General features: G+C 70.4%; 16 protein-coding genes and 1 pseudogene. 3 read left to right on the top strand and 14 right to left on the bottom strand.

The features are described 5' to 3' along the window. Positions 1 to 58 precede the first annotated feature (58 nt). Positions 59 to 1111 (top strand): annotated as a pseudogene (locus ACZ5L9_RS08130) (S8 family serine peptidase); the annotation flags it as partial. Here the strand turns inward: ACZ5L9_RS08130 and ACZ5L9_RS08125 are convergent. Further along, positions 1051 to 1473 (bottom strand): pentapeptide repeat-containing protein, encoded by a 423-nt coding sequence (locus ACZ5L9_RS08125; protein ID WP_464536826.1) that lies wholly within the window; start codon positions 1471 to 1473, stop codon positions 1051 to 1053. The pseudogene ACZ5L9_RS08130 and the gene ACZ5L9_RS08125 overlap by 61 nt on opposite strands. Here ACZ5L9_RS08125 and ACZ5L9_RS08120 point away from each other — a divergent pair. After that, a complete protein-coding gene (locus ACZ5L9_RS08120) occupies positions 1472 to 4216 on the top strand; it encodes a putative bifunctional diguanylate cyclase/phosphodiesterase (protein WP_464535986.1) in 2745 nt (914 codons plus the stop codon). The genes ACZ5L9_RS08125 and ACZ5L9_RS08120 overlap by 2 nt on opposite strands. A 25-nt stretch (positions 4217 to 4241) precedes the next feature. Here the strand turns inward: ACZ5L9_RS08120 and purB are convergent, their stop codons facing one another. The 7 genes from purB to ACZ5L9_RS08085 form a co-directional block, all read right to left on the bottom strand. Continuing rightward, the gene (gene purB, locus ACZ5L9_RS08115) at positions 4242 to 5684 is read right to left on the bottom strand and encodes an adenylosuccinate lyase (protein WP_464535984.1); all 1443 of its coding nucleotides are present in this window, start codon (positions 5682 to 5684) and stop codon (positions 4242 to 4244) included. Between the two features lie 90 nt (positions 5685 to 5774). After that, complete coding sequence (gene purD, locus ACZ5L9_RS08110; RefSeq protein WP_464535982.1) at positions 5775 to 7061, bottom strand: phosphoribosylamine--glycine ligase; 1287 nt, start codon at positions 7059 to 7061, stop codon at positions 5775 to 5777. Between the two features lie 75 nt (positions 7062 to 7136). Continuing rightward, on the bottom strand, positions 7137 to 9128 hold the full coding sequence (locus tag ACZ5L9_RS08105; RefSeq protein ID WP_464535980.1) for a PAS domain S-box protein: 1992 nt from the start codon (positions 9126 to 9128) through the stop codon (positions 7137 to 7139). Between the two features lie 114 nt (positions 9129 to 9242). Then, the gene (locus ACZ5L9_RS08100) at positions 9243 to 10541 is read right to left on the bottom strand and encodes an adenylosuccinate synthase (RefSeq protein WP_464535978.1); all 1299 of its coding nucleotides are present in this window, start codon (positions 10539 to 10541) and stop codon (positions 9243 to 9245) included. Between the two features lie 150 nt (positions 10542 to 10691). Beyond that, positions 10692 to 11684, bottom strand: coding sequence for a helix-turn-helix domain-containing protein (locus tag ACZ5L9_RS08095; RefSeq protein ID WP_464535976.1), 993 nt, complete (start codon positions 11682 to 11684; stop codon positions 10692 to 10694). Positions 11685 to 11712: 28 nt separating this feature from the next. After that, positions 11713 to 13260 (bottom strand): lysine--tRNA ligase, encoded by a 1548-nt coding sequence (gene lysS / locus ACZ5L9_RS08090; RefSeq protein ID WP_464535974.1) that lies wholly within the window; start codon positions 13258 to 13260, stop codon positions 11713 to 11715. 67 nt (positions 13261 to 13327) lie between these two features. Further along, positions 13328 to 13756 carry a DUF3151 domain-containing protein gene (locus ACZ5L9_RS08085; RefSeq protein WP_464535972.1) on the bottom strand — a complete coding sequence of 143 codons (429 nt, stop codon included), beginning with the start codon at positions 13754 to 13756 and terminating at the stop codon, positions 13328 to 13330. A 37-nt stretch (positions 13757 to 13793) separates the two neighbouring features. Here ACZ5L9_RS08085 and ACZ5L9_RS08080 point away from each other — a divergent pair, with 37 nt between their 5' ends. After that, entirely contained in the window at positions 13794 to 15299 is a 1506-nt protein-coding gene (locus tag ACZ5L9_RS08080; protein WP_464535970.1) for a DHA2 family efflux MFS transporter permease subunit, read from the top strand. Positions 15300 to 15397: 98 nt separating this feature from the next. On the opposite strand, the gene ACZ5L9_RS08075 is transcribed toward ACZ5L9_RS08080, so the two are convergent. The 6 genes from ACZ5L9_RS08075 to ACZ5L9_RS08050 all read right to left on the bottom strand — a co-directional run bounded on the left by ACZ5L9_RS08075 (position 15398) and on the right by ACZ5L9_RS08050 (position 23790). Next, positions 15398 to 16789, bottom strand: a complete 1392-nt coding sequence (locus tag ACZ5L9_RS08075) for a GH1 family beta-glucosidase (RefSeq protein ID WP_464535968.1) — start codon at positions 16787 to 16789, stop codon at positions 15398 to 15400. Positions 16790 to 16797: 8 nt separating this feature from the next. Next, positions 16798 to 19080, bottom strand: a complete 2283-nt coding sequence (gene yicI / locus ACZ5L9_RS08070) for an alpha-xylosidase (protein ID WP_464535966.1) — start codon at positions 19078 to 19080, stop codon at positions 16798 to 16800. A gap of 28 nt (positions 19081 to 19108) precedes the next feature. Beyond that, positions 19109 to 20008, bottom strand: a complete 900-nt coding sequence (locus ACZ5L9_RS08065) for a carbohydrate ABC transporter permease (RefSeq protein WP_464535964.1) — start codon at positions 20006 to 20008, stop codon at positions 19109 to 19111. Further along, the gene (locus ACZ5L9_RS08060) at positions 20005 to 20868 is read right to left on the bottom strand and encodes a carbohydrate ABC transporter permease (protein ID WP_464535961.1); all 864 of its coding nucleotides are present in this window, start codon (positions 20866 to 20868) and stop codon (positions 20005 to 20007) included. Before ACZ5L9_RS08060 ends, ACZ5L9_RS08065 begins: the two co-directional genes overlap by 4 nt. A gap of 210 nt (positions 20869 to 21078) precedes the next feature. Beyond that, the gene (locus ACZ5L9_RS08055) at positions 21079 to 22410 is read right to left on the bottom strand and encodes an ABC transporter substrate-binding protein (protein WP_464535959.1); all 1332 of its coding nucleotides are present in this window, start codon (positions 22408 to 22410) and stop codon (positions 21079 to 21081) included. A 219-nt stretch (positions 22411 to 22629) separates the two neighbouring features. Further along, a complete protein-coding gene (locus tag ACZ5L9_RS08050) occupies positions 22630 to 23790 on the bottom strand; it encodes an ROK family protein (protein WP_464535957.1) in 1161 nt (386 codons plus the stop codon). Between the last annotated feature and the right edge of the window lie 13 nt (positions 23791 to 23803).

Here is a 23803-nt window from a genome sequence, read left to right as displayed (position 1 = left end):
GACCTTCCCCGCCACCGTGCCCGTCGGCGACGTCGTCGCACGCACCAGAGAGGCCGCCATGCTTCCTCGTCTCCCCCGGCTCCGTCACGCAGTTCCGTTGATCGCCGCCGCAGCGCTGGCGTTCGGGGCGGCGACGCCTGCGGCGTCCGCGGCCCTCGCGGCCAAGCAGCCGACCAGTGCCCCGGTCCAGGTCGGCGGCGCCGACTGGGGCGCCAACACCCACGATGCCTCGGCGATCTACCCGCAGGTGGACGGCGCGCCGAGCGCGTGGAAGGCCGGACTCGACGGGCGCGGCGTGAGCGTCGCCGTCGTCGACACGGGCATCGACGACACCGACGACCTCGCCGGCAAGGTCATCGACGGCTTCGACTTCACGGGCGAAGGCGACTACACCAAGGACAGCTACGGCCACGGCACCTTCGTCGCCGGCACGATCGCGGGCTCCGGCGCCGCCTCGAGCGGCGCGATCAGGGGCGTCGCGCCGGGCGCCGACCTGGTCTCGCTGAAGGTCGCCGGCGCGGACGGCAAGACCAATGTCGTGCGGGTCATCCTCGCCATCAAGTGGGCGATCGCGCACGCCAAGGCCGACAAGATCGGCGTGCTCAACCTGTCGCTCGGCACCGACGCGGCGAAGAGCTGGGCGAACGCCGCGCTCGACGCGGCGGTCGAGCAGGCCTGGCGCGCGGGCCTCGTGGTCGTCGTCGCCGCCGGCAACAACGGCGCCGCCGGAATCTCGACGCCGGCCGACGACCCGTACGTCATCACCGTCGGCGCGACCGACGACGGCACCACGGTGGCGAAGAGCGACGACACCGTCGCGTCGTACTCCGCCACCGGGCCGACGCTCGACGGCGTCGCCAAGCCCGACCTGGTCGCGCCCGGTAGTCACCTGGTGTCGACCCGTGCGATCGGCTCGACCGTGGACAAGGCGCACCCCGAGGCCCGGGTCGCGTCGCGCTACTTCCGCGGCTCGGGCACCTCGTTCGCGGCCCCGCAGGTGGCGGCCGCCGCCGCCCTGCTCCTCCAGCAGCGCCCGAGCCTCAGCAACGATCAGGTCAAGGGCATGCTCGTCCGGACGGCCAGTGCCATCGCGGGCGTCTCGACCCGTGCGCAGGGCGCCGGCGAGCTCGACATCGCGGCACTGCTCGCCGCCAGCCCGGGACAGCCGGCCAACACCGGCATCAAGGTCTCGAAGACCACCGGCACGGTGCCGGTGACGCCCCTCGCGCTCATCCAGCTCATCACCCACCACACCTTCGCGTGGGACACGTTCGCCTGGGACACGTTCGCCTGGGACACGTTCGCCTGGGACACGTTCGCGTGGGACACCTTTGCGTGGGACACCTTCGCGTGGGACACGTTCGCCTGGGACACGTTCGCGTGGGACAGCGACGATTGGAACTGATCCGCGAGCGGGGGCTCTCCTGGCTCATCGCTGCGAGAGCCCCCGCACCGCAGAGGGACACACACCATGAGCACCGTTGAGGGCAGCGTTCCTTCCGCTGCGAACGCGCCCTCCCACGCAGGCAGAGTCCTGACACCGGCCGGTGTCAGGACCGTCTGCTTCTCCGTCGCCGTCGCCGCCATCGCCGTAGTCGTCGCGATCGCTGTCGAACGCGACGAGCACGCCGGCCTGTCCGGCGATCCGTTCACGTTGCTCTGCCTCACGATCCTGCTGACGTACACCCATGTCCGGGCGACGCGGGTCGTGTACAAGCGCCAGGTCGTCGCGACCCATCTGGACGAGGCGCTCTTCATCCCGATGGTCCTCATGCTCGGCCCGGTGGAGATCGCGATCGCCGCAGTGATCGCCTCGACGGTCGGCAACCTCGTCGCGAAGCGCGCTCCGACGAAGGTCATGTTCAACGTCGGCCAGACGGTGCTGTCCTTCCTCGCCGGGTACGGCGTCGCACGGCTCGGCGGCGCCGGTCTGGACGAACCGCTCACGGCACTGGCCCTGACGTCGGCCACCGCGGGTGGTGTGGTCGTCTCCGCCACCTCCAACCTGGCGGTCGCCGCCATCGTCCGTCTCGCGACCGGCCGGCCGATCATGCGAGAGGTCATCGGACACTGGCGCGCACGCGGCATCAACTCCTTCGGTGCGCTGCTGCTCGGTGTCATCGTGGGCGTCGCGGTGCGGGCGCACCCGATGACGGCCATCCCGGCCATCGCGGTCGGCCTCATGGCCGAACGCGCGTACGTCACGATCACGATCCAACGGCACGCGCGCTTCGCTGCAGAGACCTTGCAGGACGTCGTCGTTGCCATCCGCAACTCCACGGATCAGGACGACATCCGCACCCAGGTTCTCGCTGCCGCGCCCCGCATCCTGCCGGCTCGCGCGGCTCGGATCGTCGACACGGACGCCCCGGCGCTACCCAACGCGCTGCGCGCCACGATCAGCGACGACACCGAACTCGAGGTGAGCGGACGCATCGGGGGCGATCACTGGCACGAGACGGAGCGCTCAGCGCTCGACACGCTCGCCACCGTCGCGTCCGCCGCCCTGCACAACGCTCGACTCCTCACCCACCTCTCCGCGATCACCGACAGCCAGCGCGAGGGCGTCCTCACCCTCGACGCCGCCGGTGTCATCTCCTTCGCCAACCCGGCGGCGCGCCGGCTCATCCGGTGCGAGGAGCCCCTGGGCATGCCGGCGGCCGAGGTGTTCGGCCTCGTCCGGAACGAGGGCCCCGTCGACCTCGCCGCGCTGGCCCGTTCGGGGCGGGGCCTCATCGACGACGACGCCGCACTGGTGGCCGACATCGACCGCATCCCGGTCGCCTTCACCGCGACCACCCTCAGCGCCCCGCAGACCGGGGTCGTCCTGGTCGTCCACGACATCACCGAGCGCAAGGCGTTCGAGGAGAAGCTGACCTACCTGGCCTTCCACGACCCGCTGACCTACCTGCCGAACCGCCGGCTCTTCGAGGACCGGCTCGACCACGCCCTGGCCCGGGCCGAGCGGAGCTCGACCCGACACGCGCTGCTGATGATCGACCTGGACCGCTTCAAGCTGGTGAACGACTCCTACGGCCACCCGGCCGGCGACGCACTGCTCATCAACGTCGCCAACCAGCTGCGCCGATCGTTGCGCCGCGAGGACACCTGCGCCCGGATCGGCGGCGACGAGTTCGCGATCCTGCTGGAGGACATCCCGCAGATCGAGTACCCCGTCGAGGTCGCGCAGCGCATCCTCGACGCATTGGCCCAGGGCAGCACGGTGGACGGTCACGAGGTGTTCGTCAGCGCCTCCATCGGCATCGCCACCTCCGACCAGGCCCGCACCCGCGACGGGCTGATCGCGGCGGCCGACGCCGCCGCCTACCTCGCGAAGGACGCCGGCAAGGGGCGCCACCAGCTCTACACCCCGGAGACCGCCGAGAATCCGCGCGCCGTGCTCGAGCTCGAGCAGGCGCTGCGCCGGGCCCTGGAGAACGACGAGTTCGAGGTCTACTACCAGCCCCTGGTCGACACCACCACCGGCGAGGCGGTCGGGGCCGAGGCGCTCGTACGGTGGAACTCGCCCGACGGCCTGGTCGCGCCGTACCGGTTCATCCCGCTGGCCGAGGAGACCGGGCTGATCGTGCCGCTCGGCGCCTGGGTGCTGGAGGAGGCCTGCCGGCAGGCGCACGAGTGGACGCTCGCCCGCCCCGAGCTGCCGCCGATGGAGATCGGAGTCAACCTCTCCGCCCACCAGCTCTCCCGGCCGACGTTCGTCGAGGAGGTCGCCGACGTGCTGCGCCGTACGGGCCTGCGCCCCGAGCAGCTCTGCCTCGAGATCACCGAGACGGTCATCATGCGCGACACCGCCGCCTCGATCGTCACGCTGCAGCGGCTCAAGGAGCTCGGGGTGCAGCTGGCGATCGACGACTTCGGGACCGGCTACTCGTCCCTGTCCTACCTCAAGCAGTTCCCGGTGGACGTGGTCAAGATCGACCGCAGCTTCCTCGTCGGCCTGGGCGAGAGCGCCGTCGACACCGAGATCGTCACCGCCGTGATCCGCCTCGCGGCAGCCTGTGGCATGACGGCGCTCGCCGAGGGCGTCGAGACCGAGGAGGTCCGCGCGATGCTCGACGAGATGGGCTGCCCGCTGATCCAGGGCTACCTGATCAGCCGGCCGGTCCAGGCGCCGGCGTTCTTCGAGTTCTGGACCCAGCACACCTCACCGCTGCTGCCGGCGCCGCGATCGAGCGACGCCGGCGTCACCGCCTGAGCGGAGGGATCAGAGGCCGGCGCCCTCAGAGGATGGCGCCGGGGACGTACGCGGCGGCCTCGGGGTGCGCGACCGCGACGGCCTCGATGCGGCGTACGACCGTCTGGACCTGCGCGACCGCGGCGCCGGTGAACTCGATCGGCGCCGCGACCAGCGAGGCGAGCTGCTCGGAGGTGAGTCCCAGGCGCGGGTCGGCCCCGAGCTTGGCGAAGACGTCGTTCTCGGCCTGGCCCTGGCGCATCGACAGGGCGGTGCCGACCGCCGCCTCCTTGATCGCCTCGTGGGCGGCCTCCCGACCGACGCCGTTGCGGACGGCGGCCATCAGCACCTTGGTGGTGGAGAGGAACGGCAGGTAGCGGTCGAGCTCGCGCTGGATGACCGCCGGGAAGGCGCCGAACTCGTCGAGCACGGTCAGGAAGGTCTGGAACAGGCCGTCGGCGGCGAAGAACGCGTCGGGCAGGGCGACGCGGCGCACGACGGAGTCGGAGACGTCGCCCTCGTTCCACTGGTCGCCGGCGAGCTCGCCGATCATCGACAGGTGCCCGCGGAGGATGACCGCGAGGCCGTTGACCCGCTCGGAGGAGCGGGAGTTCATCTTGTGCGGCATCGCGGAGGAGCCGACCTGGCCCTCCTTGAAGCCCTCGGTGACCAGCTCGTTGCCGGCCATGAGGCGGATCGTGGTGGTCAGGTTGGACGGACCCGAGACCAGCTGGACCAGCGAGGAGACGGTGTCGAAGTCCAGCGAGCGCGGGTAGACCTGGCCCACCGAGGTGAAGACGTGCTCGAAGCCGAGGTGCTGGGCGACGCGGGTCTCGAGCTGCTCGAGCTTGGCATGGGCCTCGTCAGTGTCGCCGCCCAACAGGTCCAGCATGTCCTGGGCGGTGCCCATCGGGCCCTTGATCCCGCGCAGCGGGTAGCGGGAGATGAGGTGCTCGAGGCGGTCGAGGGCGACCAGCATCTCGTCGGCGACGGTCGCGAACCGCTTGCCGAGGGTGGTCGCCTGCGCGGCGACGTTGTGGCTGCGACCGGCCATCACGGTGGTCTCGTGCTCGGCGGCGAGGCGCCCGAGGCGGGCCAGCGCGGCGACCGCACGGTCCCGGATGATCCGCAGCGAGCTGAGCACCTGGAGCTGCTCGACGTTCTCGGTGAGGTCGCGCGAGGTCATGCCCTTGTGGATGTGCTCCCCCCACACGGCAGAGTCGGCGAGGGCGTTGAACTCCTCGATCCGCGCCTTCACGTCGTGACGGGTGATCCGCTCCCGGGTGGCGATCGAGTCGAGATCGACCTGGTCGACGACCTTCTCGTATGCCTCGACGACGCCGTCGGGGACCTCGATCCCGAGGTCCTTCTGCGCCTTGAGCACCGCGATCCAGAGCTGCCGCTCGAGCACGATCTTGTGCTCGGGGCTCCAGATCCGGGCGAGGTCGTCGGCGGCGTAGCGGGTGGCAAGCACGTTCGGGACGGTCACGAGGAGTCATTCTCCCACGGCCACCGAGCACCCGGCATCGTGGCGAGGGACGGTGGACGCCGGACTGTGGACGCAGGGTTGCTCGCCGCCCTAGTCCAGGACGGCGGCGCCCTCGATGACGCCGAGCGGCTCGGCGGCGATGTCGCTGCGGCGCTGGAGGCCCGCGAAGGCGATCAGGTCCGCGGCCGCGTAGGCGCGGCTCCTGGCGTCCTCGATGTCGTAGCCCTTGGCCCGCACGGCGAGCACCCGGCCGCCGGCGGTGACGAGGTGCTTGTGCTCCGGGTCGTTCTCCTCCGGCGCCGCGACGATCGCCGTGCCGGCGTGGATGACGTCGACGTCGTTGACCCCGTTGGCGTTGCCGGTGCCGCGGATGACGTCGCCCCGCGACGACGTCTCCGGGTAGCCGGCCGAGGCCAGCACGACCGTGACGGAGGCACCGTCGGAGAAGACCGGAGCTGGTACGGAGGCCAGCTCGCCTCGCGCGGCGGCGAGCAGCAGCTCGGAGAGCGAGGAGTCGAGCAGCGCCAGCACCGGCTGGATGTCCGGGTCGCCGAAGCGGCAGTTGAACTCGATGACCCGCGGGCCGGCCTCGGTCAGCGCCAGGCCGACGTAGAGGCAGCCGACGAACGGGGTGCCGCGGCGGTTCATCTCGTCGAGCGTCGGCTGTACGACCTCGCGCATCACCGTCTCGCGCAGGTCGCTCGGCGCCCACGGGAGCGGGCTGTAGGAGCCCATCCCGCCGGTGTTGGGACCCTTGCCCCCGTCGAAGATCCGCTTGAAGTCCTGCGCCGGCTGCAGCGGCCGGGCGGTGGTGCCGTCGCAGACCGCGAAGAGCGAGACCTCGGGGCCCTTGAGGAACTCCTCGATCACGACCCGGTCGCAGGCCTCGGCGTGCGCCAGGGCCTCGGCGCGGTCGTTGGTCACCACGACGCCCTTGCCGGCGGCGAGGGCATCGTCCTTGACGACGTACGGCGCACCGAACGCGTCGAGCGCCGCGGCAGCCTCCTCCGCGGTGGTGCACACCCGCGACCCGGCGGTCGGGACGCCCGCCGCCGCCATCACGGCCTTGGAGAACGCCTTGGATCCCTCGAGCTGGGCGCCGGCCTTCGACGGCCCGAACACCGGGATGCCCGCCGCCCGTACGTCGTCCGCGACGCCCGCGACCAGCGGGGCCTCCGGACCGACGATGACCAGGTCGGCGTCGATCTCGGCGGCCAGCGCGGCGATCGCCGGGCCGTCGTTGATGTCGACCTCGTGCAGCGTCGCGATCGCGCCGATGCCCGGGTTGCCCGGGGCGGCGTGCACCTCGCTGTCCTTCGCGAGTGCCAGAGCGAGCGCATGCTCGCGACCGCCGGTGCCGATGACGAGGGTCTTCACGGGCCACAGGCTAGGACACCGACGATCAGATCGCGGCACCGTCACCGGGACCGCACCAAGACCGGGGCTGCGGCGTCAACGAGCAGCCGCGCTGTACCCCATCGCGCTCGGCGGGCCCACGACCGTCGGCTCACGCGGAACCGCGAGCGTGAAGGTGCCGGGCCGATCGTCCACCCGAGGCTGGTAGGTCGCGTCGCCGCCGTGGCCGCGCGCGATCTCTCGGACGAGGTAAAGCCCGAGCCCGGTGCCGCCGGTCGCGCCGCCCACCGCGAAGCGCTCGAACAGCTGCGGCACCAGCCCCTCCGGGACGCCCGGCCCGGAGTCCGCCACCTGGATCTCGACGCCGTCGTCCGTCACCCGACCGGTCAGCAGGATGGGCGAGTGGCCGTGCCGGATCGCGTTGTCGAGCAGGTTGTCCACCGCCTGGGCGAGCCGGCCGCCGTCGGCGCAGATGATGGTGTCCTCGTCGAGGGAGACCTCGATGGTGACGCCGCTGTTGGCCGCCCGGGTCCGCTCCACCGCGGTGGTGAGCAGGTCCTCCATCGAGACGTCGGAGGGACGCAGCACCAAGGCGTCACCCTGTAGCCGCGAGGCGGCCGCGAGGTCGGTGACGAGTCGCTGGAGCCGGTGCGCGCTGGTGTCGATCGCGGAGAGCAGCTGCGCCCGGTCGCTGTCGGCGAGGTGCTCCCACTGCTCCTGCAGGAGCGCGGACGAGCCCTCGATGACGGCGGCGGGGTTGCGCAGCTCGTGCGCCGTCACCGCGAGCAGGTGGGTCTGCTGCGCCACCGCCTCCTGACGCTCGTCGGCGTAGCGGCGCGCCTCGGTCTGGTCGCGGGTGACCTTGGCGAACCCGACGTGCCGTCCCTCCTCGTCGTGCACCGCGGTGATGACCACGCTGGCCCAGAAACGGGTGCCGTCCTTGCGCACCCGCCAGCCCTCCTCGGCGTACGCGCCGTCGCGCAGCGCCAGGTCGAGGTTGTGCTCGGGATGCCCGGCCTCCTGCTCCTCCACCGGGTAGAAGACGCGGAAGTTCTGGCCGATGATCTCGTCGGCGCCGTACCCCTTGATGCGTTGTGCTCCGACGTTCCAGCTGGCGACGTTGCCGTCGGGGTCGAGCATGTAGATGGCGTAGTCGCGCACCGCCGTCACCAGCATCCGGAAGCGCTCCTCGCTGCGCAGCAGCTCGTCCTCGGCCCGACGCTGGGCGGTGATGTCCTGGACCTGGGCGAAGACGTAGAGCGGAGCGCCGTGCGAGTCGCGGACCGGCGCGAGCGTGGCCCGGGCCGTACGCTCCCCGCCACCGGGGAGGGGGTGCTCGAAGACCACCATCGCGGTGCCGGCGGGTGTGGTGGCCCCGGTCTCGTTGATCGTCGCGAGCGCCGCGTCGAGTGCCTCGCCCTGACCCTCCGTGAGCCGGCCGTAGTCGACGCCGACCAGCTCGTCGGCAGAGCTCCCCATCAGCTCGGCGAGGGCGGCGTTGGCGCGGACGACGGACCCGTTGAGCGTCAGGGTCGCCATCCCGATCGCGGCCCGCTCGAAGAGCTCGCGGAAGCGTTCGAGGTGCTCGTCGAGGATCGCCTGCTCCGGCGGCGGGTCGCCCCCGCCGGCGTCGTCTCCGGCCTCGCCGCGGCCCACCACCCGCAGTCGTCCGCGGGCGCTGTGGGGCTGGTCGCTCGCCCGACCCGGCGCCATGCCGAGCACGCCGAGCAGGCGGTCGGGCAGCATCTCCATCCGGATCGACTTCTCGATGAAGTCGGCGGCGCCGAGCTCGCGGGCGGCATCGGCCAGCCCGTGCTCCTCGAACCCGGTGAACATCACCACTGCCGTGGCGGGTGCCAGCGCCAGGATCGCCGGGAGCGCCTCGAGGCCGTCCATCGTCGGCATCGAGGTGTCGAGCAGCAGCAGATCGGGCTCGTGCCGGTAGGCGAGCCCGATCGCATCCGCCCCGTCACCGCCCTCGCCGACGACCTCGAACCGTCCGGTGAGCTCGAGCCGTGTGCGGACCAGTGTGCGCACCTCTGCGGAGTCGTCCACCAGGACGACGGTCGGCAGTCGCTCGCTTCCCATGACGCCAAGGTGTACCCGAACCGAGTTCCGAGGATGCACCCGGCCCGGCGCGGACTAGACAACCGGGCGCCCCGCGCCCCCGCCCGCACCGGGTCCGGAGACCCTCAGACAGGCTCAGGCGAGCGGGTGCACCACGATCGACTCGTGGCGGCCCGGGCCGACGCCGATGACCGACATCCGCGCTCCGGAGACCTCCTCGACGTACTTCACGTACGCCTGCGCGTTGGCCGGCAGGTCCTCGAGGGTGCGGCAGCCGGAGATGTCCTCGGTCCAGCCGGGGAGGTACTCGTAGATCGGCTTGGCGTGGTGGAAGTCGGACTGGTTGACCGGCATCTCGTCGTGGCGCACGCCGTCGACGTCGTACGCGACGCAGACCGGGATCTGCTCGATGCCGGTGAGGACGTCGAGCTTGGTGAGCACGAAGTCGGTGACGCCGTTGACCCGGGCGGCGTAGCGGGAGATGACCGCGTCGTACCAGCCGGTGCGGCGCGGCCGGCCGGTGGTGGTGCCGAACTCGCCACCGGTGTTGCGCAGGAAGTCACCGGACTCGTCGAAGAGCTCGGTCGGGTACGGGCCCTCGCCGACGCGGGTGGTGTACGCCTTGGCGATCGCGACGATCCGGGTCAGCCGGGTCGGCGGGATACCCGAGCCGGTGCAGGCGCCGCCGGCGGTCGCCGAGGAGGACGTGACGAACGGGTAGTTGCCGTGGTCGACGTCGAGCTGGGTGGCCTGTCCGGCCTCGAGCAGGACGGTCTTGCCCTCGTCCAGCGCCTCGCTGAGCAGCAGCATCGTGTCGCAGACCATCGGCTTGAGCCGCTCCGCGTGGGCCAGCAGCTCGGTCACGACCGCGTCGACGGATGCGGCGCGACGGTTGTAGACCTTGGTGAGGATATGGTTCTTCAGCTCGAGCGCGCCCTCGACCTTGGCGCGCAGGATCTTCTCGTCGAAGAGGTCCTGGATGCGGATGCCGATGCGGTTCATCTTGTCGGCGTACGTCGGGCCGATGCCGCGACCGGTCGTGCCGATCTTGCGGGAGCCGAGGAAGCGCTCGGTGACCTTGTCGAGCTCGCGGTTGTAGCTCGCGATGACGTGCGCGTTGGCCGAGACCTTGAGCAGCGAGGTGTCGACGCCGCGCGAGTTGAGGTCGTCGATCTCGTGGAACAGCACATCGAGGTCGATGACCACGCCGTTGCCGATCACCGGCGTGACGCCGGGGGTGAGGATGCCGCTGGGCAGCAGGTGCAGCGCGTACTTCTCGCTGGTTCCGTCCGGCTGCGGGATGACGACGGTGTGGCCGGCGTTGTTGCCGCCGTTGAACTTCACCACGTAGTCGACGTCGCTGCCGAGCAGGTCGGTCGCCTTGCCCTTGCCTTCGTCGCCCCACTGGGCACCGATGATCGCGATCGCGGGCATGTCTTGCTCCTTCACGTCGGACGGAGTCCCTCCGTCCGGAGGACGGCTGCTCAACGCACCTGGATTGGGTCCGAAATGCATCGAGCCCCGTGCAAGACGCTGGGGTCGGGCCGGGGCTCTTGCAGCCGTACGTTACCAATCGCGCCCGGATCAGAGCCAGCCGCGCTTGGCCGCCTCCACCCCGGCCTGGAAGCGGGACTCGGCGCCGAGCTCCTCGAGCAGCTCGGCCACCCGCCGGCGCACGGTCCGCAGGCTCAGCCCGAGACGGCGGGCGATCTGCTCGTCCTGGGAGCCCGCGGAGAGCTGGAGCAGGAGCTGTCGGCGCTCCTCGGTGCCGGCGCCGCTCTCGTAGGCCTCGGCCCGCGAGGCCTGCTCCCACAGCTGCTCGAAGTAGAGCGCGAAGCCCTCCACGATCCCCCGCTGGCGGACCACGACCCGCAGCGTGGGCTCGGGGCTGCCGAGCGGGTCGGGCAGGATCGCGTGGCTGGCGCCGATGACCAGCAGACGGGTCGGGACGTGCGGCAGCAGCCGGATCTCCTCGCCGATCTCGACGCGGGACTGCAGCACGGCGGGAGCGTCGGTGAGCGCTCGGACCGGGTAGATGCCCCGTACCCGCCGGCCGGCGGCGACGCCCTCGGCGATCAGACGGTGCATCTCCTCCTCCCAGGGCATGTTCCACTGGTACGGACGCAGCCACAGGAGGTCGCCGGTGGTCCGCTGGATCAGCGCGCTGAGGGTCTCGCCGGTCGTCCCCGCCAGCACGACCTCGCCGTCGATCGGCTCGATCGCGTCCCCGTCCGCCTGCGGGTCGCGGGTGCTGTCGGCGACCAGGTGGGGCACGGCCCGGCTGACGTTGAGCAGCTGCTCGTAGGCGCGGCGGGCCCGATCGGCTGCGGTCTCGATGATCTCCGAGAGCGCCTGCGACGGGGCCAGGACCTCGACCGTCTCGTCCGAGATCACGACCGTGCCCGACGCGACGAGGTCGGCGATGAGGACGTCGAACTCCGCGCGTCCGATGCCGAGCGCCACGTGCATGTCCGACACCCTGCGTCCGGACAGCGGCAGGATGCGCAGGTAGAGCCGTGCGACCTCCGGCGCGAAGCCGAGCGCCGCGACCAGCTTGTCCGTCCCGAGCGCCTCCATGCCTGCTGACACTAGCGGGGGACGGTGCTCACGCCTCCGGCTTCAGCAGTGGGAAGAGGATGGTCTCGCGGATGCCCGACCCGGTGAACAGCATGATCATCCGGTCCAGGCCGAGGCCGAAGCCGCCCATCGGCGGGGCGCCGTACTCGAGCGCGCGCAGGAAGTCCTCGTCCAGCTGCATCGCCTCGGGGTCGCCGCCGGCGGCCTTGAGGGACTGGGCGGTGAGCACGTCGCGCTGGATGACCGGGTCGACCAGCTCGGTGAAGGCGGTGCCCCGCTCGACGCCGCCGATGATGAGGTCCCAGGCGAGGACCAAGCGCGGATCCTCGGAGTTGAGCCGGGCCAGCGGCTGGGCCTCGGCCGGGAAGTCGCAGAGGAAGGTCGGCTGGATCAGGCCGGGCTCGACCAGCTCGCCGCACAGCTCCATGACGACCTTGCCGGCGGACCACGCGGCATCGATCTCGACCTCGTGCTTCGCGGCGAGCGCGGTCAGCTCGGCGAGCGGGGTGTCCGGGGTGATCTCGACGCCGACGGCCTGCGAGACGCCCTCGTACACCGGGAGCCAGCGCCACTCGGCGTCGAGGTCGATGACCGTCTCGACAGGCTCGACGTCCGAGTCGGAGGTCGAGCCTGTCGAGACCACGATCTGGCGCGAGCCGACGGCGTCGGCGGCGGCGAGGTACATCCGTCGCATCAGCTCGGCCATCGTGAACTGGTCGCCGTACGCCTCGTAGCCCTCGACCATCGTGAACTCGGGGCTGTGGGTGGAGTCGATGCCCTCGTTGCGGAAGATGCGGCCGATCTCGAAGACCTTCTCGACGCCGCCGACGACCGACTTCTTGAGGTTGAGCTCGAGCGCGATGCGGAGCGTCATCTCCTGGTCGAAGGCGTTGAGGTGGGTCTTGAACGGCCGGGCGTGCGCACCGCCGTGGATGAGCTGCAGGATCGGCGTCTCGATCTCGAGGAAGCCGGCGTCCTCGAGGGTGCGGCGCACGCTGCGGGTGATGAGGGAGCGGGTACGGACCATGTCGCGCGCCTCCTGGCGCACGATCAGGTCGGCGTACCGCTGCCGGACGCGGGTCTCCTCGGAGAGCTCCTTGTGGAAGACCGGGAGCGGGCGCAGCGCCTTGGCCGCGAGCTGCCACTCGGTGGCCATGATGGAGAGCTCGCCGCGGCGCGAGCAGATGACCCGGCCGGTGACCGAGACGTGGTCGCCGAGGTCGATGGTGCCCTTCCAGTCGGTCAGGGACTCCTCGCCCACCTCGGCGAGGCTGAGCATGACCTGGAGGCGGGTGCCGATGCCGTCCTGGAGGGTCGCGAAGCAGAGCTTGCCGGTGTTGCGCACGAAGATCACGCGGCCCGTGACCGAGACGACGTCCTGGGTCTCCTCGCCGGCCTCGAGCTGCGCCCAGCCGTCGCGGACCTGCTCCAGGGAGTGGGTCTGCTTGACGTTCGTCGGGTAGGCCTCGCGGCCCTCGGCGAGCAGCCGCGAGCGCTTGTCGCGGCGCACGATCATCTGCTCGTTCAGATCGGGCTCGGGTGCTGCGTTGCTCTGCGCGGTCTGCTCGTCGGTCACGGGCGCAAGGGTATCGGCGGTTCGGCCCGCGGGCCGAACCGTAATCGCCCGACGCCCGCGCGGTCGTTCACTCGTGCATGAGGGCCTCGTACGCCTCCGGGCTGCTGTCACGCAGGAAGGCGCTGCACCGCTCCCACTCGTCCGTCTCGCCGATCGTCCGGGCGCTGGTGGCCAGCAGGGCCAGGCAGCTGAGGAAGCCGCGGTTGGGCTCGTGCGACCACGGCACCGGGCCGTTGCCCTTCCAGCCGTTGCGGCGCAGGGTGTCGAGGCTGCGGTGGTAGCCGGTACGGGCGTACGCGTAGACGGTGACCGGGTCGGCACCGTGCTCGGTCGCCAGCGCACCGAGGGTCGCCCACGCGATCGGGGAGGCCGGATGGCGCCGGACGACGTCCGCGACCTGCGCCGGGTCCTTGATCGTGGCGAGCTCGGCGGCGGCCGGGTCCTCGGGAAGCAGGGTCGGCGGAGGGCCGGCGAGCAGGTCCTGGTTGAAAGTCATGGGAATATTGTCAGCCCTCGGGTGTTGACTTGGGTTCGTGACCCAAACCGCCTCGCCGCAGACCCCGGAAGACGTCAAGCCGTGGCCGGCGCTCTTCGCGCTCGTCATCGGCTTCTTCATGATCCTGGTCGACCTGACCATCGTGACCGTGGCGACGCCCACGCTGATCGACAAGCTCGACGCGAGCGTCAACCAGGTCGTCTGGGTCTCCAGCGCCTACATGCTCGCCTACGCCGTGCCGATCCTGATCACCGGTCGGCTGGGTGACCGGTTCGGCTCGAAGTACCTCTACCTCATCGGCCTGACCGTCTTCACGCTCGCATCGCTGTGGTGCGGCCTGACCGGCACCATCGAGATGCTGATCCTCGCGCGTGTCGTCCAGGGTGTCGGCGCGTCCCTGATGACGCCGCAGACGATGGCGATCATCACCCGGATTTTCCCGCCGGCCGACCGCGGCAAGGCGATGGCCGTCTGGGGCGCCACCGCCGGTGTCGCGATGGTCGTGGGCCCGATCGCGGGCGGCATCCTCACCGACGGCCTCGGTTGGGAGTGGATCTTCTTCGTCAACGTCCCCGTCGGCATCCTCGCCTTCGTCATGGCGGTGCGCCTGGTGCCGGCCCTGCCGACCCACGAGCACAAGTTCGACTGGCTCGGCGTCGCGCTCTCCGGCATCGGCCTGTTCCTGCTCGCCTTCGGCATCCAGGAGGGCCACGCGCACCACTGGGCCGGCTGGATCATCGCGATGATCGTGGGTGGCGTCGCGATGCTGGTGCTCTTCGTGCTCTGGCAGGCCCGCAACAGGAACGAGCCGCTGGTGCCGCTGGGTCTGTTCAAGGACCGCAACTTCTCGGTCTCCAACGCCGCCATCACCACGATGGGCGCGGTCGGCGCCTCGATGGGCTATCCGCTGATGCTTTGGGCCCAGGCGGTCCGGGGCTACAGCCCGACCCAGGCGGCCCTGCTGATGGTGCCGATGGCGATCATGTCGATCGTCCTGGCCAAGCAGGTCGGCACCCTGACCGACCGGCTGCACCCGCGCCAGATCATGGGCTTCGGCTTCGCCGCCAGCTTCGTCGGCATGCTGACCCTCGCGCTGCAGCTCAAGCCGGACGCCAACATCTGGCTGCTGTGCGTCTCGATGGTCATCATCGGTGTCGGCAACGCCTTCATCTGGGCGCCGACCGCCGCGACCGCGACCCGCAACCTGCCGATGCAGCTCGCCGGCGCGGGCTCGGGCGTCTACAACGCGTCGCGCCAGTTCGGCTCGGTGATGGGCTCGGCCGCCATCGCCGTGATCATGGACTCGCGCCTCGCCGCGGAGGGCCTGGGTGGAGCCCACGGCGAGGGCGGCGCCACGCAGCTTCCGCAGGCGCTGCGGGCACCGTTCTCCACGGCCATGTCCGACGCGGTCTACCTGCCGGTCGTGCTGTTCGTGGTCGGGTTCATCGTGGTGATGTTCTACGAGCGCCCCCAGCACACCGGCTTCGCGGCCGCACCGGCCGCCGCTCCCGGTGTGATCCCGGCGGACGCGCACGCCGACTGAGCCACGGGCCCCACAGCAGAACGAGTCGAGCCTCCGTCCCCAACGGGACGGAGGCTCGACTCATCTGCGGACGGAGGCCTGACTCAGCCGTCCGCGGGCTAGCCGACCGTGAGCGCTCGGTCGGTAGCGAGCTCGGCGACCCAACGGCCGCTGTCCTTGAGGATGCGCTCCTGGGTCTCGAAGTCGACGTGCACGACCCCGAACCGCTTGTCGTAGCCGCGCGCCCACTCGTAGTTGTCCATCAGGGACCACACGAAGTAGCCGGTCAGCGGGATGCCGTCGGCCTGAGCGCGCAGCGCCTCGCCGATGTGGCTGCGCAGGTAGTCGAGTCTCGCCTGGTCGTGCACACGCCGCTCGCCGTCCGCGCCGACGACGACCTCGTCCGGGAAGGCGGCGCCGTTCTCCGTGATCATCAGGTCGAGCTCGGGGTAGCGCTCGTGCGCCCAGGCGAGCATGTCGTAGATGCCCCACGGGGCCAGGTGCCAGCCCATCTCGGTGTGTGGTCCCGGCTGCGGGACCTCGCGGACGAACCGGGCGCCGGGGTAGACCGTGCCGGCCGACTCACGCTCGGGTCCGCGGGCGATGATCCCGGTCGTGTAGTAGTTGATCCCGAGCACGTCGATCGGCTGGTGGATCTGCTCCAGGTCCCCCTCCTGCACGAAGGACCAGTCGGTGAGGTGCGCGGTGTCCTTGACCAGGTCCTCGGGCAACAGGCCACGCAGCTGTGGCTCGGTGAAGGCGCGGTTCTGCAGCGCCTCGATCTGTCGTACCGCGTCGAGGTCCTCGGAGTTCGACGCGTCGGCCGGGTACAGCGCCGCGAGGTTGTGCGTCACCGAGTACGAGACGTCGGGCCGGGTGACCACCGAGCGCAGCGCCGCGATGCCGTGACCGTGCGCGAGGTTCAGGTGGTGCACCGCCTGCAGCGACGCCTCCTCGCTGACGATGCCGGGAGCGTGCCGGCCCTCGGCGTAGCCGACGTAGGCGGAGCAGAACGGCTCGTTGAGCGTGGTCCACATCTTCACCCGGTCGCCGAGCCGGCGCCCGACCGCCGCGGCGTACGGGCCGAACGCCTCGCTGGTGGCCCGCGACGTCCAGCCGCCGCGGTCCTCGAGGGCCTGCGGGAGATCCCAGTGGTAGAGGGTCGCGACGGGCTCCACGCCCCGGGCGAGCAGCCCGTCGACGAGCCGCTCATAGAAGTCGAGCCCCTTCTCGTTGACCGCGCCCACCCCGGCGGGCAGGATCCGCGGCCAGGCGATCGAGAACCGGTAGGCGTCCAGGCCCAGCCCCGCAATGATGTCGAGGTCCGACTCGAGCCGGTGGTAGTGGTCCGCCGCGACGTCGCCGGTGTCGCCGTTGGCGGTCTTCCCCGGTGTGTGGCTGAACGTGTCCCAGATGCTGGGGCCGCGGCCGTCCTCGGCCACCGCGCCCTCGATCTGGTAGGCCGCGGTGGCCGCGCCGAAGACGAAGCCCTCCGGCAGACGGAGGGTCACGGGACCCGTCATCGGCCGGCCTCCGCCCCGAGGTCGCGCAGCGACCAGCCGGTCGCGTCGGTCGACACAGCGGCGGCGCCGTCGGCACCGATCGAGATGCGGTACGTGGCGACCTCGCCGGTCGGCGTGACGACCTCGACGATCTTCTCCGCACCGGCGACCAGGCCCGGGAAGACGCGCAGCTCGAGGCCCTCGCGGTAGTCGTAGTCGGGCCGGTCCGTACGGGCGCCGACCGGCAGGACCGCGCCCTCGCGGATGTAGAGCGGCAGGCTGTCGAAACCGTGCTGCTCGCGGCGCCAGCCGCCACCGACCACGGTCTCGCCGGTCCACCAGGAGGTCCAGGTGCCGGCCGGCAGGTAGAAGTCGACCTCGCCCTCGGCGCTGAAGACCGGGGCGACCAGGAGGTCGTCGCCGAGCATGTACTGGCGGTCGAGGTAGGCGGCGCCCAGGTCGTCGGGGAAGGCGAGCGCCATCGGGCGCATCAGCGGCAGGCCGTGCTGCGTCGCCGTCTGGCCGGCCGCGTAGAGGTAGGGCATCAACGAGAGCTTGAGCTCGGTGAAGCGGCGGGTCACCGCGACCGCGCTCTGCGGGCCCTCGTCGACCGCGCCCGTCTCCGGGTCGGTGTCGAACGTCCACGGCACCCGGTAGCTGTCGCTGCCGTGGAAGCGGGAGTGGCTGGACAGCAGGCCGAAGGCGGTCCAGCGCTTGAAGACGCCGGCGTCCGGCGTGCCCTCGAAGCCGCCGATGTCGTGGCTCCAGAAGCCGAAGCCGCTCAGCGCCAGCGACAGGCCGCCGCGCAGGGTCTCGGCCATCGACTCGTAGGTGGAGGTCGAGTCGCCGCCCCAGTGCACGGGGAGCCGCTGTCCGCCGACGGTCGCGGACCGCGCGAAGAGCACCGCCTCGTCCGTACCGCGCTCGGCGACCAGGACGTCGTGGACGGCCTGGTTGTAGAGCTGGGTGTACCAGTTGTGCATCTCGGCCGGGTTCGAGCCGTCGTGCCACACGACGTCGGTCGGGATCCGCTCGCCGAAGTCGGTCTTGAAGCAGTCCACGCCCTGTCCGATCAGGCGGCGCAGCTTCTCCTGGTACCACGCGGTCGCGGCCGGGTTGGTGAAGTCGACCAGGCCCATGCCGGCCTGCCACTTGTCCCACTGCCACACGGCGCCGTCGGCGCGCTTGACCAGGAAGCCCTGGGCGGCGGCCTCGTCGAACAGCGGCGAGCGCTGCGCGATGTACGGGTTGATCCAGACGCAGACGTGGACGTCCTGCTCCTCGTGCAGCCGCTTGAGCATGCCCTCCGGGTCGGGGAACACCCGCGGGTCCCACTCGAAGTCGCACCAGTTGAACTCGCGCATCCAGAAGCAGTCGAAGTGGAAGACCGACAGCGGCAGCTTCCGCTCGGCCATCGCCTCGATGAAGCCGGTGACGGTGCCCTCGTCGTACTGGGTGGTGAAGGAGGTCGAGAGCCACAGGCCGTAGCTCCACGCCGGCACCGCGGCCGGTCGCCCGACGAGCTGGGTGTAGCGGTCGAGGATCTCGGCGGGGGTCGGGCCGAGGATGACGTAGTACTCGAGGCTCTCGCCGGGGACCGAGAACTGCACCCGCTCGACGGCCTCGCTGCCGACCTCGTAGGAGACCGCGCCGGCGTGGTTCACCAGGACGCCGTAGCCGCGGTTGGTCAGGTAGAACGGGACGTTCTTGTAGGCCTGCTCGCTGGAGGTCCCGCCGTCGGCGTTCCAGATGTCGACGGTCTGGCCGTTCTTCACCAGCGGCCCGAACCGCTCGCCGAGGCCGTAGACGAGCTCGCCGACGCCGAGCGAGAGCTGCTCGTGCACGAACGCGCCGTCCGGGGTCGTGGCGTAGCCGACCGCCTTGTGGCCGCTGCTGGTGAGCACCCGGCCGTCGGCCTCGAAGCGCAGCGAGTACGGGGCACCGGGCGAGACGACGGCGGAGAGACCGCCGCTGCGCAGCACGCCGCCGGTGCCATCGGCCGCGACCTCGACCTCGCCGGCGACGGAGGAGGCGCCGACGAGGTCGAAGCCGAGCGGCCGGCGAGCACCGCGAAGGTGCTCGATCCGGACTCCGATCACGCCCGGGAGGGGGGAGGTCAGCGTGATCGTGAAGGTGGCTCGGTTGAGGGTGTCGCCCCGGCTGGTGATCACCTTGGTCGGGGCGGTGACGATCAGGGCGGCGTCGTCGCCCGACTGCACGGCCTCGATGTCGTACGCCTCCTGGGCATACAGGACGGTGGTGTCGGGCTGGAGCTGCCAGAAGCCGTCGGTGAACTTCACGGATGGGCCTTTCGGAGGAGCGGGCGCGTCACTTGACCGCGCCGGCGGTGACGCCGCGGGTCAGGGTGCGCTGGAAGATGAGGAAGAAGATCAGCGTCGGCAGCAGGCCCAGCAGCGCGGAGGCGCTGGTGGTGGTGATGTCCGACATGTGCTCGCCCTGCAGGCTGCTGACCGCGAGCGGGATGGTCTGGTTGTCGTTGCTGACCAGGAAGGTGACCGGGATGAGGAACTCGTTCCAGGTCCAGATGAAGAAGAAGATCAGCAGCACCGACAGGGTCTGCTTGGAGACCGGCACCACGACCTGCCACAGCGTCCGCCAGCGGCCGGCGCCGTCCATCGCGGCCGCCTCGAGCAGCTCCTTGGGGAAGGTGCTGTAGACGCTGGAGAGCAGGTACGTGCCGAACGCGCTCTGGATGACGGTGAAGATGATGATCACCGCCCACTTGCTGTCGTACAGCCCGAGGCTCTTGAACTCGTTGTAGAGCGGGTAGAGCAGGGCCTCCTGGGGCAGCATGTTGGCGAGCAGGAAGACCACCAGCAGCGGCAGCCGGCCGCGGACGCGGCCGACGCCGAGGGCGTAGGCGTTGAACAGCGACACGATCACGCCGAGGATGGCGACCATCCCGGAGATGAAGATGCTGTTCCACAGCTTCTGCGGGAAGTTCACGCCGTGCCAGAAGCGGCTGATGCCGCCGAAGTAGAGATGGCTCGGCAGGTGCAGCGGGCCGCCGTTGTTGTAGTCGTCGGGGGACTTGAACGAGTTCAGCAGGATCAGCAGCAGCGGGAAGATCACGATCAGCGCGCCGACGATCGCGAGGACCAGGAAGACCCAGTCCAGGACCGTTCGGTGCGGCCGCGAGACCGGGGCCTTGGTCGGCTTGGTGTCGTTCTCGGGCGCCGTCGAGGGCGCCTCAGCGAGAGTGCTCATCGGGCCTCCTCCGCTCGCTCGGCCCGGCGCTGAGCGACCAGGAAGACAGTGGCGACGAGGACGATGACGACGGTCAGCGCGGTGGCGATCGTCGCGCCGTACCCCACCTGCTGGGACTGGAAGAACTCCGAGTAGGAGTAGTAGCTGGGCACGATGGTCGAGGTGCCCGGGCCGCCGCGGGTCAGGGCGTAGACCGGGGCGAACACCTTGAGGGCGGCGATCGTGCATGTCAGCGTGACGACGAAGATCTCGGGGCGGATCACCGCGACGGTGATGGCCCGGAAGCGGTGCCACCAGTTGGCGCCGTCGAGCTCGGCGGCCTCGTAGAGCTCCGGGTCGACCCGCTGCAGGGCCGCCATGAAGACGACGACCGGGTAGCCGAGCTGGACCCAGATCAGGACCAGCATGATGGTCGGCAGCGCCCACTTCGGGTCGCCGAGCCAGTTCTGCTGGGCCCCGTCGAGGCCGATCGCACCGAGGAGCTGGTTCGCGGCGCCGTCGTCGGGCCGGGCGATCCAGCCGATCACGATCGCCGCGACGACGACCGGGATGATCTGGGGGATGTAGTAGGTGGCGCGCAGGAAGCTGGCGACCTTGCCGCCGAACTTCTTGCCGACCAGGTCGAAGAGGACCGAGGCGATCAGCAGGCCGAGCAGGGTGGGGACGATCACCATCGCGACGATCATCGCGATGCTGTTCTCGAACGACTTCCAGAACTTGTCGTCGTGCAGCAGGTGCTGCCAGTTCTGCAGCCCGATCCACTGCGGCGGCTTGATGCCCCGGTAGTAGGTGAAGCTGTAGTAGACGTTCTGCGCGAGCGGAACCAGGATCACCGCCGTGACCAGGACGAACCCGGGCACGAGGTACCACCAGTATCCGGCGCCTCCGGTGAGCGGAGACGAGCTACGACTGCGGCCCCTGGGCATCGCGGTCCCTTCTTTCATGCTGCTGTTTCACGTGCTGGGTGCTCGTCGGCCCGGCCGAGTTCGAGCACTGCGGGTGCCCGAGATCAGGCACTTCGGGTGCGGGGCTGGATCCGAGACGAACCCAGCCCCGCCCGTCCTGCTGGATCAGAAGCCGCCGGTGATCTGGTCGACGCCGTCCTGGTACTCCGAGCCGAGCTCCTTGTTGACGTCCGCGACGGACTTGGTGCCGTTGAGCAGCTCCTGCAGACCGGCGTTGAGCTGGTCGTAGAAGGTCGGGGTCGGCCAGTCGGGGTAGAAGCCGATGCCGTCCTGGCCCGTCAGGGTGTTGAAGTTGGCGATGAGCGCCTTGCTCTTCGCGTCGGTGATCGACGCGGCGTCGGCAGCCACCGGCACGCCGCCGTTGTTGCCCATCAGGTTCTGGATCTCGGGGCTCATCGTGATGTCGATGAACTTGTACGCGAGGTCCTTGTTCTTGGCCTTGCTCGGGACGACCCAGATGTTGCCGGACGAGCCGGGCGACATGGTGGTGTCCGGGTAGAGGCCGGTGGTCCAGTTGAACTTGGCCTCGTCGGTCATCCGGCCGTACCACCAGCTGCCGGAGAAGAAGATCGGCGACTTGCCGTTGATGAAGCTGACGCCGGCGTCCTCGGCCTTCATGCCGGTCGCGTCCTTCGAGATGTAGCCCTTGTCCTCCCAGTCCTTGATGGTCTGGGTGGCGTAGGTGATCTCCGGACCGGTGAAGTCCACCTTGTCGGTGTAGGTCTGGTAGGCGTTGACCCAGTCGCGGTTCGCCTTGGAGAGGGCGAGCTGGTACCAGAGCTGGCCGAGCGGGTACTCGGCGGCGGACTCGGCGAGCGGCGTGATGCCCTTCGCCTTGAACGCGGCCATCGCCTGCTCGAGCTCGGCCTCGGTCGTCGGCACCTTGATGCCGTACTTATCGAAGAGGTCCTTGTTGTAGTAGAACTCGACGTACTCGCCGTAGTTCGGGATGCCGTACCAGTCGCCCGAGCCCATCACGCCCTTGTCGTCGTACTTGGCGGTGGTCTGCAGGCTCGGCGCGAGCTTCTTGTCCCAGCCGTAGGCCTTCACGGCCTCGTCGAGGTTGCTGAGCAGGCCCTGGCTGGCCAGCAGGCCTGCGGTCGCGTTGCCCTTGTTGTACTCGAGGATGTCCGGTGCCTCGTCGGAGTTGAGGACCTGGCTGGCGGTCGTACGGATCTGCTCGAACGCCTTGTTCTCGAACTTGACCTTCGCGCCGGTCTCCTCCTCGAACTTCTTGATCGCCGCGTTCCACGCGACGCCCATCGCGGACTTGTCGTCCTCGTAGTCCCACAGGGTCAGCGTGCGGCCCTTGCCGTCCACGGTGGTGCTGACCTTGCCTCCGTCAGCACTGCTGCTGTCGCCGGAGCTGCTGCAGGCCGACAGCACCATGGCGGTGGCGGCAGCGACAGCACCGAGCGCGAGACGCTTGCTACGCATGGCGATCCTCCTCGATACGGAGCGGGTACTCGGGACACCGCTTCCTTTTTGTTCTGGACGAGAACATATGCCGATCGGGCGTGTGACGCAAGCCATAACGGGCATCAATCTCGGCGGCACGGCGCGGTTTTGTCCGATGGCAGGGGTCGGCGGAGCGCGCGACCCCGACGCCGGCACGGGGCCGCCCGACGTGGTGGCCGCCCGTCCGCTGCGAAAGAGTCAGCGCGCGGAGACGAGACCGGCCGGATCGGCCAGCAGCTCGCTCCAGACCAGCTCGGCGGCGCCGATCATCAGCTGCTCGTCGCCCAGGGCGGCACTGCGGATGGCGACGCTCTCGCGACTGGACGCCACACCCTCGGCGACCAGGTCCAGCGCCGAGGCCTCGTGCAGCGCACCGAGGAACCCGGAGAGCACGATGACCTCCGGGTTGAAGACGTTGAGCACGTTGCGCACCGCGATCGCGAGGAGCGCGGAGCTGCTCGCGACCAGCGCCGCGACCTCGGGGTCCGTGCTGGCGATCAGGCGCTCCGCGAGCCGGCCCGCCTCGGCCGACTCCAGCCCGACCGCGGCGAGCAGCGTGGCCTGGTCGACCTCGGCCTCCAGGCAGCCCAGGCCGCCGCAGTGGCACGCCTGCCCACCGGGCCGTACGACGGTGTGCCCGAACTCGCCGGCATAGCCGGCGGTGCCGGTCAGGAGCCGCCCGTCCATGATCGCGCCGCCGCCGACACCACTGGCGCCGCCGATGAAATAGACCAGGTCAGCGACGTCTTTCCCGGCTCCGAAGCGGCTCTCGGCGCGCATCGCGAGGGTGGCCGCGTTCGCCGCCCAGGCGGGCAGTCCGGTGGCATCGCGGAAGAGGTCGACGATCGGCTGATCGGTCCAGCCGAGGTGCGTCGCCTGGCGCACCACGCCGTCGGAGATCCGGACCTGCCCGGGAACGGCAAGGCCGATGCCCAGCACCCGATAGCGCGGCGGGTCGTCGGCGAGCATCCCGTGGATGGTCGCGGCGGCGAGCGAGACGACAGTGCTCAGATTCCGATCGGGCAGCTCGATCCGGGCGTGCTTGATCACCCGGCCGCCGAGCCCGACCAGCCCGACGTGCACGGCGTCGACCTCCGGGTTGACGGTCACGGCGACGACATCGTCGGCCACGGCGACCACGCCGCTGGGACGCCCGGCACCGCCGGTCTGCGCCGGCAGGCTCTCGGTGGCCAGGCCGAGCTCCTCGAGCTCGGTCACCACCCCGGCCATCGTCGATCGGCTCAACCCGACCTCGCGGGTCAGGTCGGCACGCGACATCGGTCCGCGCTGATGGAGCAGCTCCAGGACGCGGGACAGGTTCGCCCGGCGCAGCTGCTCCGTCGTACCCCCCTTGACCATGACCGGAACCCTA

This window comes from Nocardioides sp. JCM 18998, assembly GCF_055391535.1.
This window is presented reverse-complemented; position numbering and strand designations above follow the sequence as displayed.

Coding starts and splice junctions, on each gene's coding strand:
- ACZ5L9_RS08050 (WP_464535957.1), bottom strand. CDS start 23,790: ATGGTCAAGGGGGGTACGACGGAGCAGCTGCGCCGGGCGAACCTGTCC.
- ACZ5L9_RS08085 (WP_464535972.1), bottom strand. CDS start 13,756: ATGACTTTCAACCAGGACCTGCTCGCCGGCCCTCCGCCGACCCTGCTT.
- ACZ5L9_RS08105 (WP_464535980.1), bottom strand. CDS start 9,128: ATGGGAAGCGAGCGACTGCCGACCGTCGTCCTGGTGGACGACTCCGCA.
- ACZ5L9_RS08065 (WP_464535964.1), bottom strand. CDS start 20,008: ATGAGCACTCTCGCTGAGGCGCCCTCGACGGCGCCCGAGAACGACACC.
- ACZ5L9_RS08100 (WP_464535978.1), bottom strand. CDS start 10,541: ATGCCCGCGATCGCGATCATCGGTGCCCAGTGGGGCGACGAAGGCAAG.
- ACZ5L9_RS08120 (WP_464535986.1), top strand. CDS start 1,472: ATGAGCACCGTTGAGGGCAGCGTTCCTTCCGCTGCGAACGCGCCCTCC.
- ACZ5L9_RS08055 (WP_464535959.1), bottom strand. CDS start 22,410: ATGCGTAGCAAGCGTCTCGCGCTCGGTGCTGTCGCTGCCGCCACCGCC.
- ACZ5L9_RS08125 (WP_464536826.1), bottom strand. CDS start 1,473: ATGGTGTGTGTCCCTCTGCGGTGCGGGGGCTCTCGCAGCGATGAGCCA.
- ACZ5L9_RS08095 (WP_464535976.1), bottom strand. CDS start 11,684: ATGGAGGCGCTCGGGACGGACAAGCTGGTCGCGGCGCTCGGCTTCGCG.